The sequence below is a fragment of the Chitinophaga sp. CF118 genome, from assembly GCF_900112615.1.
Classification (GTDB): domain Bacteria; phylum Bacteroidota; class Bacteroidia; order Chitinophagales; family Chitinophagaceae; genus Chitinophaga.
In genome coordinates this window covers 539,242-558,347 of the sequence record NZ_FOMK01000001.1, presented here as the reverse complement: position 1 = coordinate 558,347, position 19,106 = coordinate 539,242, and the positions used below count along the sequence as shown (strand labels likewise).

The window sequence follows — 19,106 nt, the reverse complement described above, 5'->3', positions numbered from 1 at the left end:
TGTATCATTAAAACGATACAAGATTATTAATAATATCAAATACGCTTATGCAAAGAAGAGCTGTCGTAAAAGGGTTGGCAGGTACGTTACCTGCACTATGGCTATCCAGGGCATTGGGAGCTGGCTTGCTGGAAACATTGCAACCAGGAGAGCCTGTTGCAAAAGGCCCTTTTAAGCCCACCTGGGACTCTCTGAAAGATTATAAGGTTCCAGGCTGGTATAAACAGGCAAAGTTCGGCATATGGGCACATTGGGGCCCGCAATGCCAGCCGGAACATGGTGACTGGTATGCCAGGGAAATGTATCAGGAGGGAAGCAGGGATTATAAGTCGCATGTGACGGAATACGGGCATCCTTCAAAATCCGGATTCAAAGATGTGATACACCAGTGGAAAGCAGAGAAGTGGGACCCTGATCATTTACTGGAGCTGTATAAAAAAGCTGGTGCACAGTACTTTGTAGCCATGGCCAACCACCACGACAACTTCGATAATTATGATAGTAAGTACCAGCCCTGGAATGCAACAAAATTAGGACCTAAAAAGGATATTATAGGAGGATGGGCGAAAGCTGCACGTAAGCAGGGGGTACACTTTGGCGTGAGTGTACACGCGGCCCACGCCTGGACCTGGTATGAAGTGGCACAACGAGCAGATAAGGCAGGACCAATGGCAGGCATTCCTTATGATGGTAAACTCACAAAAGCCGATGGGAAGGGCACCTGGTGGGATGGACTGGACCCGCAGGCATTGTATGCACAGAATCATCCTCTGAGTAAAAATTCAGCAGATAATGGTAGTATTCATAAAATATGGGGCTGGGATGCTGCTGAGGGAGCCAGTATTCCAGACAAAGAGTATTGTGAAAAGTTTTATAACCGCACAGCAGATCTGATTAATAAGTATTCGCCTGACCTGATCTATTTTGATGATACTATATTACCGCTGTACCCCATCAGCGATGCGGGATTGCGTATTGCGGCACACCTGTATAACAGCAGTATTAAAAAACATGGCAAACTGGAAGCTGTATTAAACGGAAAAATCCTGGATGAGGAACAGCGTAAATGTATGGTATGGGATATAGAACGGGGACAGAGTAATCGTATAGAGCCGTTTGTATGGCAAACAGATACTTGTATAGGCAGCTGGCATTACGACCGCTCCATCTACGAGAATCACGGGTATAAAAGCGCAAAAACGATTATCCATACACTGGCAGATGTAGTGAGTAAAAATGGAAACCTGTTGTTAAGTATCCCTGTTCGTGCAGATGGTACTATCGACAGTGATGAGCAGGAAGTAGTGGCCGGTATTACCGCCTGGATGTCGCAGAACAGTGAGAGCATTTATGATACTACTCCGTGGAAAATTTTTGGAGAAGGACCGGCTATGGAAGGTGCAGCACCTTTATCTGCACAGGGATTCAATGAAGGGAAAGGGAAACCTTTTGGTGCAGAAGATATACGCTTCACACTGAAAGGGGACGCGCTCTATTGCATTGTGCTGGGAATGCCAGCAAACGGGCAGGTGGTTGTAAAATCGCTTGCATCAGGAAGTATTCATTATCCAGGTAAAATAGGAAGTGTAGCATTGCTGGGCGGTCATCAGTCTCTCACTTTTGAACGCAATGAAAATGGACTGGCGGTGAAATTGCCGGAAGGCAAACAAGAAACAATTGCACTTGCTTTAAAGATATTACCAGCATAGTCTGTTTTGCTGAAAAAAGTGAAGCCGTCCCTGTATTCCGGGGGCGGCTTTGTTTTTATTAAGAATAAATTTTTGTTTTTGGCGGTCCTACGGATTCTCATCTTCGTCTTTACTATGAGAATAACCCAAACCTACTCACCTTAAATGTAGTTTTACTATGAGAAACACACTTGCAGTATGCATGTTCATTTTAGTAGCTTCCGCCTGTAAAAAGGAGAATGTTGACCGGCTCAACAATAAAGATGCATTGGCCGTTTCTACTTTAGCCGTTACAAATTATTATGTGAATGCTACCACTGGTAATGATGCCAATACCGGTACTACTGATCTTACAGCACTTAAAACTATTCAGGCTGCCCTGAATAAAACGACCGATGGCGCCGGTGCTACTATCTGGGTAGCAGGAGGTACTTATAGTGAAAGGCTGGTATGGCCTAATTCCGGCGCAGATTCTATTTCACCAATTACATTAACCAATTATGCCGGAGGAACTGTAATTCTTGATGGTGCCAGTACTGCCGGTGGTACACAGGGAGCGATGATCAGCATCAGCAGTAAAAGTCATCTGCGGATTAACAACATCAGAATCGCCAATAATATCCGGGCCAATGCTTCCGGTATTAATATTAGCGGCGCCGGTACTGATATACAGGTTACTTCCTGTAAGCTGTATAATATCGGTTACACGGCCGATTCCACGGCTGTAGCTGGTTCTGGTGATAATGCCAATCCACTGGTGGTAGTAGGTTCTTTAGCAACTTCCTACAACAAGATCTATATTGGCAGTAATGAGATCTACAGCTGTAATACAGGGTACAGTGAATCACTTACGCTGAATGGAAACATTGAAAACTTCCTGATTGAAAGCAATGTGGTTCATCATAATAGAAATATCGGGATAGATATTGCTGGTCATTATGCATGGGCTAATCCAACGCCGAGTGTAAATTATGCCCGCAATGGTAATGTGAAGTATAACATAGTACATCATTGTGTATCTCCTGTTGCTGTAAGCGCTGGTATTTATGTGGATGGTGCCCAGTATGTTAATGTTGAAGGAAATACCATCTACCAGAATGGTACAGGAGTTTCCGTAGGTTGCGAGAACAATAATTATACGGCAGATAACATCAATATAAGAGATAATTTCATATACAATAATATTGATGCAGGTATTTTTATGGGTTCCAATCAGGCCAATAGCAAAGTGACCAATTCTTCTATTACCAATAATGTTTTCTATAAGAATAATACCAAAGATGGATGGATAGGAGAGATCAATCTTCAGAATACTGACTACTTAAAGATTAAGAATAATATCATTCAGTCAGGCAATCAATTTAACATGGAAGTGATTGCCCTGCTTGGCTATGCCTCTACCAACCTGTCAATGGATTATAACCGTTACTATTCTGTTTCCGGTGTTGCTACCAATGTTGCTTTCGACTGGGGTGGTATTACTCAAACCGGATATGGTTCACTGGCTGACTTTACAACTGCAACGGGTTTGGATGCACATTCAACCTATGGCACACCGGGTTTAGTGAGTGCTACCAATTTCCATCTGGCCAGTGGTTCTGCCTGCATTAATGCCGGAGATCCTGCTTTTGTAACCGGATATCAGGAACTGGATATTGATAAACAAACCCGTAAACAGGGTACCCGTGTTGATATTGGTGCGGACGAAACGGCTAACTAATATATTTCTTTCTTTAACGGATCATAAGTGGGCTTTTAGCACACTTATGATCCGTTAATTATAACTGAACTGTGAATAAGATGAGTTTTTTTGTATTTTTAAGTGGATACGAGGAGATTCACCAATGCAGGCAGTTACAGATACGGAATTATTGCTAAAGTTCAGAGAAGGGGATGAAAATGCCTTCAGGGAGCTATATGACCGGCATAGCAGGACGGTATCGGCATTTGTTTATCATCTTACCCATTCTGCAGTAGATGCAGAAGACATCTTACAGGAAACCTTTCTGAAACTATGGACCAGCCGGGAACAATTGCCTCCTATTGACAATATCGGTAATTACATCTTCATGATAGCCCGGAATAAAACCCTCGACCACCTCCGGAAGATTGCACAGCAACAACGGTTATTAGACAATGTATGGGCCAACATTTCCACCCCGGCAGATGGGATTGAGCAACAACTACATGCCCGGGAAAGTCAGCAACTGATTAACAGGGCTTTTACACAACTAACTGAACAGCAGCAGACTATTTTCAGATTGAGCCGGCAGGAGGGCATGACCCACGAAGCCATTGCTCAGCAATTGCGGTTGTCCAAAAGTAGGGTGAAGAATGTGCAGGTAGAAACACTCCGTTACATCAGACAATTTCTTGTGCAACATGGAGGCCCTTTAGGTATATTGTTCGTGTTGGCATCCTTAATGAAAAGCTAACATTGAAAGCGGAGGCTATTATTTAGTTTCGTGCTGTCATGGACCAGGATTTTTTTGAAGAGGACAAATGCCTGCAATTATTTATCTCCGGCAGTGAAGATGCCTTTAATACTATCTTCAAAAGATATTATGAAGGGTTGCTGAACTTTGCAAAGGTGTTAATCCCTTATCCTACTGATGAAGCAGAAGATATCGTTGCAGAAATGTTCTGCAGTCTCTGGCATAACCGGAAACAAATCAACATCACCAATACATTAAGAGCCTATCTGTATACTGCTGTGAAGAACAGGGTGTTCGATTATTACCGTAAGCGTAAAGTTATATTCAGCATTCCAGAAGACAGCGCACCCGAACCCCCCGCAGCAGGCTACCAGCAACCAGATCATCTGCTGATGTATAAAGATGTAACGTTGCGTATCCGTCACCTGATTAATGAACTTCCTCCACAAATGCGTCTGGTGTTTCAACTGAACCGCTATGAAGGTTTCAGCTATGAAGAGATTGCGGGACTGCTGAATATCTCAGTGAACTCTGTGAAAACACATATGTTCCGTGCACTTAAATCATTGAAGGCATCATATCCCGTTCCCCTCTGATTACCTTCCAATATTACCAAACTGTTAACTCCGTTTTTCCTGTCACGAATCTTTTCCTGAAATACGTCTTTCTGCTATAAAACATATGGATCGTTGGAACAGCAGGAACTTTATTTATTGATTATCCGTCATTTAAATGCAGAAACTACAACCGAAGAGGAACTTTTTCTGACAGGCTGGCTAGAGGAATCAAACGAGAACAGACAAACTTTTTCTGCCTTGCAGGAAATATGGAATGTGGATAAACAACCGGCAAATAATGAAGTGATGAATGCCGGATTAAATAATGTTAAATATAAGATAGCAGCTTCCAGGAGAAATATTTACCGGAAATATGCCGCCGCTGCCGCTATGATAGCCGTTGTTGTTATTTCATGTGCTTTCTTCTTTAGCCATCAGGGCAATGCATATATTGAAACGGTATCAGGGCCCGGACAGGTAATGCACCTGCAACTGGCAGATGGAACATTGGTGGATCTTGCACCGGGTAGCAGGATCAGATATGCTAAAAACTTTGGAGAGAAAAACCGTGATATTACCTTATATGGAGAGGCGTTTTTTGAAGTGCGTAAAGATGCACATGAACCATTTTCAGTACTTGCCGGAAAATTATCTGTGCGTGTACTGGGTACAAAATTCAATGTATCTGATACCGCTGTATCCCTTGTAGAGGGTAAGGTACAGGTGATCGCACAGCAACATGCCTATAACCTTCAGCCAGGACAGCAGTTATATTATAATGCCAGTGAAGATCGCTGCTATCAGCGTAATTATGATGTAGAAGCAGTTACCGGATGGGCTTCGGCATTACTCGTATTCCGTAATGAAAGTTTTGCATCAGCAGCAGCAAAGATTGAAAAGATGTATGATGTTAAGATCATTTTTGCTGATCCTGAAACTGCGAACTATATGCTCTTCGCAAAATTCAGTAACAAGCCACTCCGGTATGTGCTGGATATGATTAAAGCAGCCAATGATATTGATTACACCATTAAAGAAAAGAACGTATACATCTCACGAATAAAGTAAAAATATAAACACCTATATATGCATTTTTTGTACAAAAGCCTAATGCCAAAACATGGCAGGATACTCTTGTGTGTCTTGTTATGCCATATTTTTCTACACAGCTTTGCTATTGCAAAAGCAACTTCACTGATGGATCTTCAAAAAGTGCCCTGTTCAATTTCTGTGCAGAATAAACCATTGGAAGATGTGTTTGAGATGATTGAGCAGCAAACAAAGTATTCTATTGTTTGTATGGATCAGTCAGGTCTGATGAAAAGAAAGGTAAATGTAAATGCACCAAATGCCTCACTGGAAAAAGTATTACAGCTGCTGGCCAGTCAGGCAACGTTTAATTACAAATGCCTGGACAATAATATTATTATCCGTTCATCTGTAGCTACAACTGCTCCTGCGCCTGAAGAAAAGACGATTTCAGGGAAGGTAACGGATGCAAAGAAACAGCCTATTCCCGGTGTATCTGTAATGGTGAAAGGAACTAAAAGGGGTACTATCACTAATGATAATGGGGACTTCCAGATAAAAGTATCTGAAGGTGATGTACTGATTATTTCCTTCACTGGTTATGTATCCCAACAGATCACTGTGGGAGCAACCACCAGCTACCAGGTAACATTGCCGGATGATGAAAAGAAATTATCTGAAGTTGTGGTAACTGCTTTAGGTATCAAAAAAGAGAAAGCCAAACTGGGTTATGCTGCACAGGAAGTAAAAGGAGCAGAACTGGTGAAAGCCCGTGAATCGAATGTGATCAGTTCTCTGACAGGTAAGGTAGCCGGTTTGACTATCCGTAATAAATCCGATCTTTTTCAGGATCCTGAAATCTCTTTACGTGGAAGAAAACCACTGATTGTTATCGATGGAATCCCTGATCAGTCGGCAGATCTTTTCAAGATCAATGCTGATGATGTGGAAAGTATGACGGTACTGAAAGGTGCTTCTGCTTCTGCATTGTATGGATCTATTGGTCAGAATGGTGCAATTATGATTACCACTAAAAGAGGTGGTGGTAAAGATCTGAGTGTAGAGTTTAATTCATCTACGCAATTCCAGACCGGCTTTATCCGCATCCCTAAAGTGCAATCAACTTATGGAAATGGGGATGCCGGAAAGTATGCTTATGTTGATGGTGGAGGTGGTTCTGAAGAAGGTGGTGGATGGATATGGGGGCCTAAACTGGATCAGAGGGATCCTTCTACTCCCAGCGGTTATTTTGAAACCACGCAATTTAACAGCCCGGTGGATCCAGTTACAGGTAAATTAGTGCCGATACCTTTTCTATCAAGAGGTAAGGATAATGTGAAGAACTTTTTCCGTACCGGTGTCATTTCCAGTAATAACGTGAGCTTTACAAAATCGGGCGATAAAGGAAGTTTCAGGGCATCTGCTTCACATATCTATCAGCAGGGTATTGTTCCTAATACTGATCTGAAAAATACTTCTTTTAATATGGCTGGTAATTATAACCTCAGTGATGCATTCAGCATTAATGCAAGGATCAGCTACAATAAGGAGTATACAAAAAACTTCCCTGAAACAGGATATGGTCCTACCAACTACCTGTATAACCTGGTTTTGTGGACAGGACCGGACGTGGATGTACGTGACCTGCGTAATTACTGGGCACCGGGAAAAGAAGGGGTGCTACAACGGCATTTCAATACATCTTATTATAACAATCCGTACTTCCAGGCATATGAGTATCTGCGTGGGTATAACAAGGATAATACTTTTGGATCAGTGGACATGAATTATCAGATTAGTCCGTCCTTTACTGCAAAGTTCCGCACGGGTATTAATGAGTATGGGCTTAACCGTAACTATAACGAACCTAAAAGTTATATAGGATATGGTAATAAATCGAGAGGACAGTATACCGTTTCCTCAGAAGGTTATTTCGATATTGTATCTGATGTTATTGTGGATTACAACCATACTTTCAGTGATAAGTTTAAGATCCATGTACAGGGAGGAGGCTCTAATTACTATCGCAACTATAAATATAATAAGAGTAATACAGACGGGTTAACGATTCCCGGGTTTTATAATCTGAATAATTCAACCAGCCCTGTAACTGCCACCAATGGTATTGAAGAGCGGAGAACCCGCAGCTACTACGGACTTGTAGACCTTGAATTGTATAATGCACTGTATATCTCTGTAACAGGGCGTAATGATAAGATCTCTACATTACCTGTTGAACATAATAGTTTCTTCTATCCATCCTTAACTGGTGCAGTGGTGGTTTCCCAATTAGTTAAATTGCCTGAATGGTTCTCTTTCCTGAAAGCGAGAGGATCTTTATCCAGGGTGTCCAGCGGTACATTGGATGATAATGCTTATACCTATGCATATCTGCCTTCCTATGGCAAAGGAGTTATCTGGAATACTGTACCATCACTAACTTATGGGGATGTGATCTATAATAAATCATTGCGTCCGCAAACATCAGACAGCTGGGAAGCGGGGGTAGATACAAAGTTCTTTAGTAACAGACTAGGTGTGGAATTTACTTACTTCCAGACGAAAGACTATAATAACATTTTATCTGTTCCTATTTCACTGGGTAGCGGTTATAACTACAAGAAGGAAAATGGTAATGTATATCAGCGCAAAGGTCTGGAAATAGTAATCACTGCCAATCCTATCCGTAAAGCTGATTTCAGATGGGATGTAATGGTGAATCTTAGTACTTACCGTCGTTATCTTAAAGATATTTCCGGTACTGTTAAACGTTTTAATTATCTGAAAGAAGGAGATAGAACAGATATGGTTTTTGCAGACGTTTACCAGAAAGATGCTTCAGGAAACATTATTTACGACTCAAACGGATATCCGCTGAAAGATGTTTTCAAACGTTCTGTAGGTAATCAGGATCCCGACTGGATCTATGGTATAGAGAATAGCTTCAGCTATAAAAACTTTAGTTTACGTTTCCTGGTAGACGGTCGTATTGGTGGAATGATCTATTCAACAACCAATCAGAAAATGTGGTGGGGTGGTACCAACCCTGGTACAGTAAATCAGTTCAGGGATGATGCCAATGCAGGAAAAGCTACTTATGTAGGTAAAGGTGTAGTGGTAACAGGTGGTGCTGCCAGTTATGATGACGACGGAAATATAATTACTGATACCCGCACGTTTGCACCAAATACAAACACGGTTAACTATATCGCTTATATGAAGCAAACCAGCAATGGTGCAAACAATAATTACAATTATTTCTCTCAAACCTTCCTGAAGTTAAGAGAAGTAACACTTACCTGGAGAGTTCCCGGTAGTTGGCTGAAAGGTAGCTTCTTCCATAGTGCAGAAGTGTCTGCAGTAGGTAGAAATCTGTTATTGTTCTCTAAAATGCCTAATGTGGATCCGGATGCAGGTGCTGATAATTTACAAACGCCTTCTACAAGGAGTATGGGCTTTAATGTTAATCTTAAATTCTAACCATCAGCGATCATGAGAAAGATATATACTATAACAACCCTGTTGCTGATCATGGCTGCCGGTTGTAAAAAATTCGAAGAATTTCAGATAGATCCTAATTATTCAACCATAGCTACGCCAGATCTGTTGTTGAATAGTGTAGAACAAAATGCCTTTGAGGTATTAGATCTGAGTGCTACTCTGGCTACCAGACAAATGGTGTTTAACAACTCCGTTTCTAACGAACAGTATTATGGATGGGCAAGAGCTTCTTTTAATCCTTATTCTCAATTATTACAGGTAGAGAAAATGGAACAGGAAGCAAACCGTATGGGAAAACCGGAGTATATCCCACTGGTTAAATTCTTCAATGCCTGGTACTTTTTACAACTGACCAATACTTTCGGTGATATTCCGTACAGTGAAGCCATGAAAGGAGATGAAGGAAACGGTGCGCCGGTATACGATAAACAGGAAGATATTTTCCTGTCTATCCTGAATGATCTGGATGAGGCGAATAAGCTGATCACTTCGTCTACTGCATCTGTACAGGGAGATATTGTGTATAAAGGAGAGATGACTAAATGGAAACAACTGATCAATACGCTTTCACTCAGGGTGTTGATAAGCTTATCTCAGAAAGGAAATAATACTAAAATAGAAGTAAAGAAACGTTTTGCTGCTATCGTAAATGATCCCACTACTTATCCATTGCTGACAGGTAATGGGGATAATGGTCAGCTAACATTTTATGATCTGCAGGATAACCGTTATAAGCATTATAACAGTAATGATCTGCAAACAGCTTATTATATGGAGGAGACATTTATGGATCTGCTGAAAGGACTGAAAGACCCAAGGTTATTCGCTTTTGCAGAAAAAGCACCTAAATATGCTGCATTACCTGATAATGATTTTAATGCGTATGGGGGTGTAAAAGGTAGTGCTTCTCTTGATAAAAACAGCGTACGCATATTAGCGGGAGAAGCCTCCAGAATTAAGAAACGTTATTACAATAACCCGGTAAATGAACCTAGTGTGGCACTGGGATATCCTGAGTTGCAATTTATTCTTGCAGAAGGTGTGATCCGTGGCTGGATAAGTGGCAGTGCTGCTGATTACTACAATAAAGGAGTAACAGCCTCTATGCAGTTTTATGGTATAGCCCAGGCTGAGATTACTGCTTATCTGCAATTGAATCCTTATCCTGCAGTTAACAGCCTGGAAACAGTAATGACGCAGAAATATCTGGCTTCTTTCCTGAGTGGCGGCTGGCAATTCTTCTATGAGCAACGCCGCACTGGTTTGCCTGTGTTTGATGTATCGGGCGACGGAGTGCTGAACAATAAGAAGGTGCCTGCGCGGTGGATGTATCCTGAAACTGAATTACAGAATAACCAGCAGCATGTGAATGAAGCTATCTCCCGTCAGTATCCGGAAGGGGATAATATCAATGGCGTGATGTGGTTATTAAAGGCTGAATAATTTATTATATTGTATGGGCCGGCTGGTAACTGGCTGGCCCTTTTTAATCCAAAGTCATGAAGAAATTATATATCGCATTTGCAGGATGTTTATTATTTGCCGGCTCTTTATCTGCACAGAAAATAAAGAAAGTAGTATTTGTTATTGCTGATGGTATTCCTGCAGATGTTATTGAAAGACTGGCTACACCTAATATAGATCGTATAAAAGCTGCCGGTAATTATACCCGTATGCATGTGGGTGGTGATAAAGATACCTATTCACAAACACCTACTATTTCAGCGGTGGGGTATAACAGTTTGCTAACTGGTGTATGGGTGAATAAACACAATGTGCCTGATAATGATATCACTGCTCCCAATTATAATTACTACAACATTTTCAGGCTGTTGAAAACACAGTATCCCGGTAAAAAGACGGCTATCTATTCCAGCTGGCTTGATAATCGTACCAAATTGGCATTGGATACTTATATAGATTTTCATGCTGATGGTTATGAACTGGATACCGTGAATTTCAAACATGACAAACAGCGGGACTTCATGCATGCTATTGATGAGAAGGTAATCTCAGAAGCTGCTGAGGGAATTAAAAAACAGGCTGCTGATCTTTCCTGGGTGTACCTGGAATATACAGATGATATGGGCCATATGTATGGTGACAGTCCGCAGTTCTACACTGCTGTAGAGATGATGGACAAACAGATGGGCCGGCTTTGGGATGCGATCACTTACCGGCAGCAAAAATTTGCGGAAGACTGGATGATCATTATCACCACAGATCATGGCCGTGATGAAAGCACCGGAAAGAATCATGGTGGGCAGTCTGCAAGACAACGTGGCACCTGGATGGTTACGAACTATCCCAAACTGAATGATTATGCCCGGTATTATGAACCCGCTATTGTGGACATCATGCCTACTATAGCGAAGTTTATGGATCTTACTATTCCGGCACATACCACCCGTGAGGTAGATGGGGTGTCTTTGATCGGTAAAGTAGCTATTACTAATGCTGTAGCAAATTATATCCAGGGAAATATAGACCTGAAATGGCAGGCTATGCAGGATACCGGGAGAGTGAAAATATGGGTGACTACCACCAATGACTTCAAAACCGGAGGAACTGATGAATATAAATTGTTGGGAGAGGTGCCGGTGAAAAACGAACATGCCCTTATTAATGTGCAACAATTGCCGGCAAACATGTATAAAATAGTGCTTGAAACCAATGAGAATACCATTAACAGGTGGGTAAAACCATAATTTAAAAAAATATTGTTTTTTGACGGTCCTGTTTGTTTTCTGCTTCGTCTTTATACTTATATGCCTGATCCGTCAAGAATACAATACCTCCTGGAAGGTTATTTGAATAAGTCCTGCAGCCGAGAGGAACTGGAGGAACTATTCAGTTATATAGGGGGAGAAAACAGTGAGGAAGTGTTAAAACGCTTCATGGGAGATGTTTATGGGGCAGACACAACTGTACCTGAATTAGACTTTGAGGATATTTATGAGAAGATCCTTGCACCGGCACCCGTTGTCCGTGCAAGGATCTTTTCATTTACCCGTATAGCCGCCGCGGCAGTGGTGTTGTTATTGGCAGGCAGCGCTTACTGGCTGTTAAACCGGAAAACACCGGAAAAGATGCTTGTTAAGGTGCAGGAAACGGATATTGCCCCGGGTATAAACAAGGCGGTGCTGACGCTCGCAGACGGTTCTACCGTTACGCTGGACAGTACCGGCAATCAGGTGATCAGGCAGGGGCAGGTAGCCATACGGAAACAAAATGGACAATTATTGTACGCCGCCCATGGGGATGGTACCGGTGTACATTATAATAAGTTAACTACGCCCAGGGGAGGGCAGTTCAAATTAGTATTGCCAGATGGTACAAAAGTCTGGCTGAATTCAGCATCCACACTCCGGTATCCTACTGCATTTACCGGTGAAAAACGAATTGTAGAACTGGAAGGACAGGGATATTTTGAAGTAGCAAAGAATGCTGCACAACCGTTCCGGGTAATGGTTAGCAACATGGAAGTTCAGGTACTGGGTACCGACTTTGATGTGATGGCTTACCCTGATGAAACTACGGTGAACACCACGTTATTAACAGGTAGTGTACAGGTAAAAGAAGGGCCTGCGCTGCAATTGCTAAAGCCCGGCCAACAGGCAGTACTGGATAACCAAAATCATGCTATCTCGGTGAAGGATGCCGATCTGAAGAAAGTAACAGCCTGGAAAAACGGCTTATTTGTATTTAACAATATGGCTTTGCCCGCCATTCTACGTGAAGTGGCCCGCTGGTACGATGTAGATATTGTATATGCGGCCAAACCAAGTGAAGAACTATACGGTGGAGGAATAGGCAGAAACCTGAATCTTTCAGGAGTATTAAGTCTGCTGGAAGGCAGCGGTTATAATCATTTCAGAATAGAAGGAAGGAAAGTAATTGTACTGCCGTAGGGTAGTGAAAATCAAAATCAGTAGAAATTAATTAAACCAGAATTTAAGCAGCTGTCCGGTAAAACACCGGCAATTCAATCAAGCAATTAATTCAATCAAAGGGGGAAGGACCCTTATAAAACCGGAGATGCTCGCAACACCTCCGGCAATTTATCTGGTATCCTTTAATAATCGCTGTAAGACCATTTAAGTACTACCAAACACTACAAAAGTATGCATTTCGATTGTAATGTAATGGCCCGCTGTGTGCGCGGGCTAACAACCAAAATTTGCCTGGTTATGAAATTGACCGCATTTGTTCTGTTAGTGACCTGTTTGCATGTATCTGCGGCGGGATACTCCCAGAAGGTGACTTTAGCCGTGAGAGATGTGCCACTCCAACAGGTGTTTGCAGAGATTATTACACAAACGGGAGTTTCAATTGTATATTCTGAAAAGGTACTTTCCAGTGCCAAACCGGTTACTTTACAGGTAAAAGATGCCAGCATACAGGAGGTGCTGGATCTGTGCCTGAAGAATCAACTGGTGATGTATTCCCATGAAGGGAATAGCTTCATTATTAAGCCGGTAGTATTCACTCCGCCGGCGACTTATGCCGATACGCTGATCACTATCAGCGGGAAAGTAAATACAGCTGCGGGTGCACCATTACCAGGAGCTACGGTACTGGTAAAAGGTACGCGCAAGGGTACACAGACAGATGCACAAGGGAACTTTACATTACGGGAGCTTCAACGTAAAGATGTGCTGGTTATCAGCAATATCGGGTATGTTACAAAAGAAGTAGCTGCACGTGACCGCATCAACGTATCACTGGAAGAGGATACCCGCAAATTTAATGAGGTAGTTGTTGTGGGATATAGTGATAAGAAAAAGAGTGAACTGACCAGTGCTGTAAGTGTGGTGTCATCTGATAAACTAAAGGATGTGACCACCAATGATGTTGGTTCCATGTTGCAGGGAAAGGTTGCGGGTTTACAGGTAGTGAACAGTTCCGGTGTGCCAGGGGCTTCTTCCGAAATCAGGCTACGCGGCGTTTCTTCTGTGAATGCATCACAGAGCCCGCTGTTTGTAGTGGATGGTATTATCGGCGGTAATTATGATCCCAATGATGTGGAAAATATTACCGTACTGAAAGATGCAGGTGCTACTGCTATGTATGGTTCTCAGGCCAATGCAGGGGTGATCATCGTTACAACCAAAAAAGCAAAGCTGGGTAAAACACGTTTTGAAGCAAAGGTAACCACGGGATTCCGTACACCGGATTTTGGGAGAATGGAGATGATGAATGGCAGCCAGTTGTATGATCGTCAGAAAGAATATTACCGTGATTATATTCCGGGTACTACAAATAACTCTTACAAAATAGATATCCTTAAGTTTTATAGTGAGCGTCCTAAAACATTACAGAACCAGAATTATAACTGGCTGACTACAATGTTTGAAACAGCACCAATGCAGAATATCTATCTTTCTGCCAGTGGTAGTACAGAGAAGAACGAATACTATACCGGGATTTCTTACTATAATGAAAAAGGTACTTTCATGAATACCGGTTACCAGCGGGTAAACCTGCGTGGTAATTCTACCTATCATTTCTCAAAAAATGTGAGTGTAACTAATAATATCAACATCAGCGGATCTTCCGGAAAGAGTTACAACTATGAGGATGTGTATAACGCTTATCTGAACATGCCATGGGATAATCCATATGACAGTAAAGGACAACCGGTATATGTAGATGGTAATTCCACTTTCAAATGGTGGTCAAGGGATAAGATAAATCCTATTCATACAATTAAAAATTCCAATCACCCTTATAAGAACTTTGATGTAAACTACGATCTGGGATTGAATGTGAATATCACAGACTGGTTATCATTCTCCAGCAGTAACCGGGCGGCTGTAGGTTATAACAAGGGAACGGATTATTATTCTCCTGTAGTGGCAGGACAGTATAATGGTACCGGATATCTGAATGAGTTGAGTACATTATCATATGGTATCATATCCAACGACCTGTTAAAGTTTAGTTTTAAGAAAGGTGATCATTCGATCAGTGGATTGGCCGGTATTGCGATAGAAAACAGTAAAACAGAAATACTGGGAGCATCCGGTAAAGGATTGCCGGAAGGACTGAAAGTGTTGAATGTAGTATCCAATAATCAGCTTGTAACAGGCTCCAGTGATGCGGCTATTATCCAGTCATTTATTTCTCAGTTGAATTATGGTTATAAGGATAAATATTACATCACAGGATCTTACCGTGTAGATGGTTCTACCGCGTTTCCTTCCAGTCATCGTTATGGTTCTTTCCCATCTATATCAGCAGCATGGCTGATCAGTAAAGAAGGTTTCCTGGAAGATAACAAACTTATAAATACACTGAAGCTGAGAGCTAGCTATGGGGTTACGGGTACACAGGACATTGGTTCTTCCCGTTACCTGGGGCTCTATTCACTGAACAGTCAGTATAATGGAGGAACAGCCGCTACTCCTTCACAGCTGCCTAGTCCGAATCTGACCTGGGAAAGTAAAGAGCAGGCAAATGTAGGGATTGACCTCAGCCTGTTTAACAGGATCAATCTGACTGTGGATGCTTATAATAATATTACTAAAAAACTGCTGTTGCAGGTGCCGCAACCACTTTCTGTTGGTTTTGAACAACGTTGGGAGAATGTAGGGCAGGTGATTAATAATGGTATTGAATTAGGTATCAATACTGTGAATATCAAAACAAGGAATTTCGAATGGACTACTGATTTTAATATCAGCTTCAATAGTAACAAACTGCAACAGTTGCCCAGTGATATCACCCGTACACAGCCAACATGGAGCATTTCACAGATTTACCGGAATGGAGGTAACCTGTATGAGTTCTATATGCCGAAATGGCTGGGTGTAAATAAAGAAACGGGTGCTCCCCAATGGGAAGTAGTAAATAAGGATGCAGATGGTAAGATCATTTCAAGAGCAGCCACTTCTGATTATGCCAGTGCTACCTACCAGGAAGTAGGTTCTGCATTACCTAAGTTCCAGGGTGGATTCAATTCACAATGGACATACAAAAATATTTCTCTGAGTGTGAATGCATATTTCCTGTCTGGAAATAAAGTGTTCAGCAATACACTACGGTTTGTAATGAATGATGGTAATGAACCTTACTATAATCAAATTGTATTGCCGAAGGACTATAAAATATGGACTAAACCCGGAGATATTGCAACGGAACCTAGTCCGCAGAATGCTGCCAATTCAACAGAAACATCTACCCGTTATTTAAAGGATGGTAGTTTCTTATCTATCCGCAACATTGCATTATCGTATGCATTACCTAAATCGTTGATCAGTCACTGGCATATGGATGGTGTTACATTGTCGCTGACAGCAGACAATGTATACACGTTCACAAAATTCCTGGGACAGGATCCCAGTACTACTATCACCCCTGGTAGTAATGTAATGCCAGGCGTTTCGGATTTCAAGTATCCGAACAACCGTCAGTTTCTGTTTAACATCAACATCAGGTTTTAGTTAAAACGATCAAGACCATGAGAACAAGATTTTTCATCATCATATTAGCTTTACCGCTGCTTATTACCGGTTGTTTGAAGGATGTGACACCAAGTGATTCATTAACTACCGGCACATTAACCAATACAATTCAGGGACTGAAGAATGCACTGAATGGTGCTTACTCGCTCTTCAAGGATCATGTGGAATTTAACGGTACTACAGACCTTAATAACATGTACCTGCGTCAGTACTTCCAGATGAGTGACTTTGCCAGTGATGATATCGTATGCGGGCAAACAACCACCGATCCACTTTATTACAGTTTTTCTCTTAATCATACCCCTACGCAGACGAACAGCCGTTATTTCTGGTATATCTCTTATAAGATCATTAATGATGTGAATACGGTTATTGAGGCGGCACAAACTATCAGCAATCCTGATGCAAGTGTACAACAGCTGATAGGGGAGTGTTATTTTCTCCGTGCCTTCTGTCATTTCAACCTTGCTCGTTTTTATGCAAGACCTTATACGCAGGACCCGAACGGGAATGGTATTATATTGCGTACCTCTACCAGTGATCCTTCTTCCAAGGCAAGATCAACAATATCAGAGGTGTATGCTTCTATTATTGCAGATGCAGAAAAAGGTGCAGATCTTATGACTGCTTCACGTGGTGTACAGTATGCTTCGCAGGAAGCCGCATGGGCATTGTTATCCAGGGTATTCTTATATAAAGGTGATAATGATAGTACAATTTATTTCTCAGATAAAGTAATCAACTCAGGAAAATTCAGCATTGCGACAGCTGCAAATTACCCTACTATGTTTGCAAATGCTGCTACCAGTACAGAAACAATTCTGTGTGTAGCTTTTACAACAGTGGATGATTATGGTAAGGAAGGTTCTATTGCTTCCATGATCTATTCTGATGGTAACTCCGGATGGGGAGAGGAGTTTGCTTCTGCTTCTTTAAGGGATACTATGTCTGAGCATCAGGAAGATATACGCTGGTCTTACATTGTACCTGCGAGAGACGCGGATAGTAATTTGCAAAAGAAGAACGGTATCGAGATGTATTATATTACTAAGTTCTCTTTCCAGGGGGGTAGTCCTACATTAAGTTCACCTATCATGTTCCGCATCTCTGAAATGTACCTGAACAAAGCAGAAGCAGAAGCTAAAAAGGGTGATATAACTGCTGCACTTAATGATGTGGATATGATCCGTAAGAACCGCGGACTGGACAGTTCCCTATACAAAGGAAAAGTACCGGCAGATAAAACCGCACTGGAAGTGGTATTAAAAGAAAGGCGTATTGAACTGGCTTTTGAAGGGCATCGTACTTTTGATGTATACCGGAATAAACTAAGTATGAACCGCACCTACTGGGGATATCATCTGCCCGGATTAAAGGAGTCTGATATCGACCTTAGCACGCAGCCTGCTAATTATAACAATGAGATCATTAACTGGGATAACAACAGGATCATCTATTACATACCGATAGATGAAGTACAGACTAATAAATTATGTCAGCAGAATCCCTGATTAGTTATTTATTCATTTTTTAATGAAGTATCATTATGCAACTCAAACATATATTTTCTTTCCTGTTACTGGTAACTGTATTAAGTGCCTGTAAAAAAGATAAAGATACGCCAGAGGCGGATGTCTTTTATGCTGTAAGCATTAACGGATATGATGTAACGTTCACGAATACAACCACAGGAGCAGTGTCTTATAAATGGGATTTCGGAGACAGTACAACTTCTACTGATGCCAGTCCTGTACATACTTATCCGGGTAAAGGGAAGTATGTACCTACCCTGTATGCTACCACAAAAGAAGGTCGTGTAACCGAAGCTTCTACTGTGGTATATATTGCTAAATCATCACCTGTAAAACTGGATGATAATACTTTATCCGACTGGGATAATGTTACTACTTATGACATTACCTCCGGTGCCGGTGAAACCTATTTCAAAAGGGCGAAGTTTGATTATGATGCCAACTATGTGTACATCTACTTTGAGATGAATTCAAACAAGGCCAACGGGGATATCTTTGACTTTTACATGGATACAGATAATAGTACCACTACTGGTTTATTACTTCCAGGCCTTTTTCCTGATGGTGGATACGATGTATTGATCGAAGGTGGTATTCTCGCAGATTGGTTTGATGTATACAATCACACCGGCGCTACACAGGATGCATTTGTCTTTACACCAACAGGTGTTGCTGAATTTTACAGTGTGGGAACTGTTGTACAGGATGGTACTACCCTGAAGTTTGAAATGCGGCTGGTACGTTCCAAAATAAAAAACATGGCAGCCACAAGTGCTTTCAGGATCGGGATACAGGCAACCAAGAGTGATTGGTCTGCAACATTGGGTAATATGCCAAATGGGAAACAACCGTCTATCTTAATTAATTTTGAATAATATATTATATTTGAATAATATCA

12 protein-coding genes are annotated in these 19,106 nt (G+C 41.6%); all 12 read left to right on the top strand.

Going from position 1 to position 19,106, the window contains the following annotated elements:
- Positions 1-47 precede the first annotated feature (47 nt).
- Positions 48-1,709, top strand: a complete 1,662-nt coding sequence (locus BM176_RS02120; protein ID WP_090099082.1) for an alpha-L-fucosidase — start codon at positions 48-50, stop codon at positions 1,707-1,709.
- A gap of 157 nt (positions 1,710-1,866) precedes the next feature.
- The gene (locus BM176_RS02115) at positions 1,867-3,408 is read left to right on the top strand and encodes a right-handed parallel beta-helix repeat-containing protein (RefSeq protein WP_090099081.1); all 1,542 of its coding nucleotides are present in this window, start codon (positions 1,867-1,869) and stop codon (positions 3,406-3,408) included.
- Positions 3,409-3,532: 124 nt separating this feature from the next.
- Positions 3,533-4,123 carry an RNA polymerase sigma factor gene (locus BM176_RS02110; protein ID WP_090099078.1) on the top strand — a complete coding sequence of 197 codons (591 nt, stop codon included), beginning with the start codon at positions 3,533-3,535 and terminating at the stop codon, positions 4,121-4,123.
- Positions 4,124-4,161: 38 nt separating this feature from the next.
- On the top strand, positions 4,162-4,719 hold the full coding sequence (locus BM176_RS02105) for an RNA polymerase sigma-70 factor (RefSeq protein ID WP_090099077.1): 558 nt from the start codon (positions 4,162-4,164) through the stop codon (positions 4,717-4,719).
- Between the two features lie 93 nt (positions 4,720-4,812).
- A complete protein-coding gene (locus BM176_RS02100) occupies positions 4,813-5,748 on the top strand; it encodes a FecR family protein (RefSeq protein ID WP_090099075.1) in 936 nt (311 codons plus the stop codon).
- 129 nt (positions 5,749-5,877) lie between these two features.
- The gene (locus tag BM176_RS02095) at positions 5,878-9,189 is read left to right on the top strand and encodes a SusC/RagA family TonB-linked outer membrane protein (protein ID WP_255373407.1); all 3,312 of its coding nucleotides are present in this window, start codon (positions 5,878-5,880) and stop codon (positions 9,187-9,189) included.
- Positions 9,190-9,201: 12 nt separating this feature from the next.
- On the top strand, positions 9,202-10,653 hold the full coding sequence (locus BM176_RS02090) for a SusD/RagB family nutrient-binding outer membrane lipoprotein (RefSeq protein WP_090099071.1): 1,452 nt from the start codon (positions 9,202-9,204) through the stop codon (positions 10,651-10,653).
- 56 nt (positions 10,654-10,709) lie between these two features.
- Positions 10,710-11,918, top strand: a complete 1,209-nt coding sequence (locus BM176_RS02085; protein ID WP_090099069.1) for an alkaline phosphatase family protein — start codon at positions 10,710-10,712, stop codon at positions 11,916-11,918.
- A gap of 60 nt (positions 11,919-11,978) precedes the next feature.
- Entirely contained in the window at positions 11,979-13,121 is a 1,143-nt protein-coding gene (locus BM176_RS02080) for a FecR family protein (RefSeq protein WP_090099067.1), read from the top strand.
- Between the two features lie 279 nt (positions 13,122-13,400).
- Positions 13,401-16,655, top strand: coding sequence for a TonB-dependent receptor (locus BM176_RS02075; RefSeq protein WP_090099065.1), 3,255 nt, complete (start codon positions 13,401-13,403; stop codon positions 16,653-16,655).
- Between the two features lie 17 nt (positions 16,656-16,672).
- Complete coding sequence (locus BM176_RS02070; RefSeq protein ID WP_090099063.1) at positions 16,673-18,187, top strand: RagB/SusD family nutrient uptake outer membrane protein; 1,515 nt, start codon at positions 16,673-16,675, stop codon at positions 18,185-18,187.
- A gap of 35 nt (positions 18,188-18,222) precedes the next feature.
- Positions 18,223-19,083 carry a PKD domain-containing protein gene (locus BM176_RS02065; RefSeq protein WP_090099061.1) on the top strand — a complete coding sequence of 287 codons (861 nt, stop codon included), beginning with the start codon at positions 18,223-18,225 and terminating at the stop codon, positions 19,081-19,083.
- Positions 19,084-19,106 lie beyond the last annotated feature (23 nt).

Coding starts and splice junctions, on each gene's coding strand:
- BM176_RS02120 (WP_090099082.1), top strand. CDS start 48: ATGCAAAGAAGAGCTGTCGTAAAAGGGTTGGCAGGTACGTTACCTGCA.
- BM176_RS02115 (WP_090099081.1), top strand. CDS start 1,867: ATGAGAAACACACTTGCAGTATGCATGTTCATTTTAGTAGCTTCCGCC.
- BM176_RS02110 (WP_090099078.1), top strand. CDS start 3,533: ATGCAGGCAGTTACAGATACGGAATTATTGCTAAAGTTCAGAGAAGGG.
- BM176_RS02105 (WP_090099077.1), top strand. CDS start 4,162: ATGGACCAGGATTTTTTTGAAGAGGACAAATGCCTGCAATTATTTATC.
- BM176_RS02095 (WP_255373407.1), top strand. CDS start 5,878: ATGGATCTTCAAAAAGTGCCCTGTTCAATTTCTGTGCAGAATAAACCA.
- BM176_RS02090 (WP_090099071.1), top strand. CDS start 9,202: ATGAGAAAGATATATACTATAACAACCCTGTTGCTGATCATGGCTGCC.
- BM176_RS02085 (WP_090099069.1), top strand. CDS start 10,710: ATGAAGAAATTATATATCGCATTTGCAGGATGTTTATTATTTGCCGGC.
- BM176_RS02080 (WP_090099067.1), top strand. CDS start 11,979: ATGCCTGATCCGTCAAGAATACAATACCTCCTGGAAGGTTATTTGAAT.
- BM176_RS02075 (WP_090099065.1), top strand. CDS start 13,401: ATGAAATTGACCGCATTTGTTCTGTTAGTGACCTGTTTGCATGTATCT.
- BM176_RS02070 (WP_090099063.1), top strand. CDS start 16,673: ATGAGAACAAGATTTTTCATCATCATATTAGCTTTACCGCTGCTTATT.
- BM176_RS02065 (WP_090099061.1), top strand. CDS start 18,223: ATGCAACTCAAACATATATTTTCTTTCCTGTTACTGGTAACTGTATTA.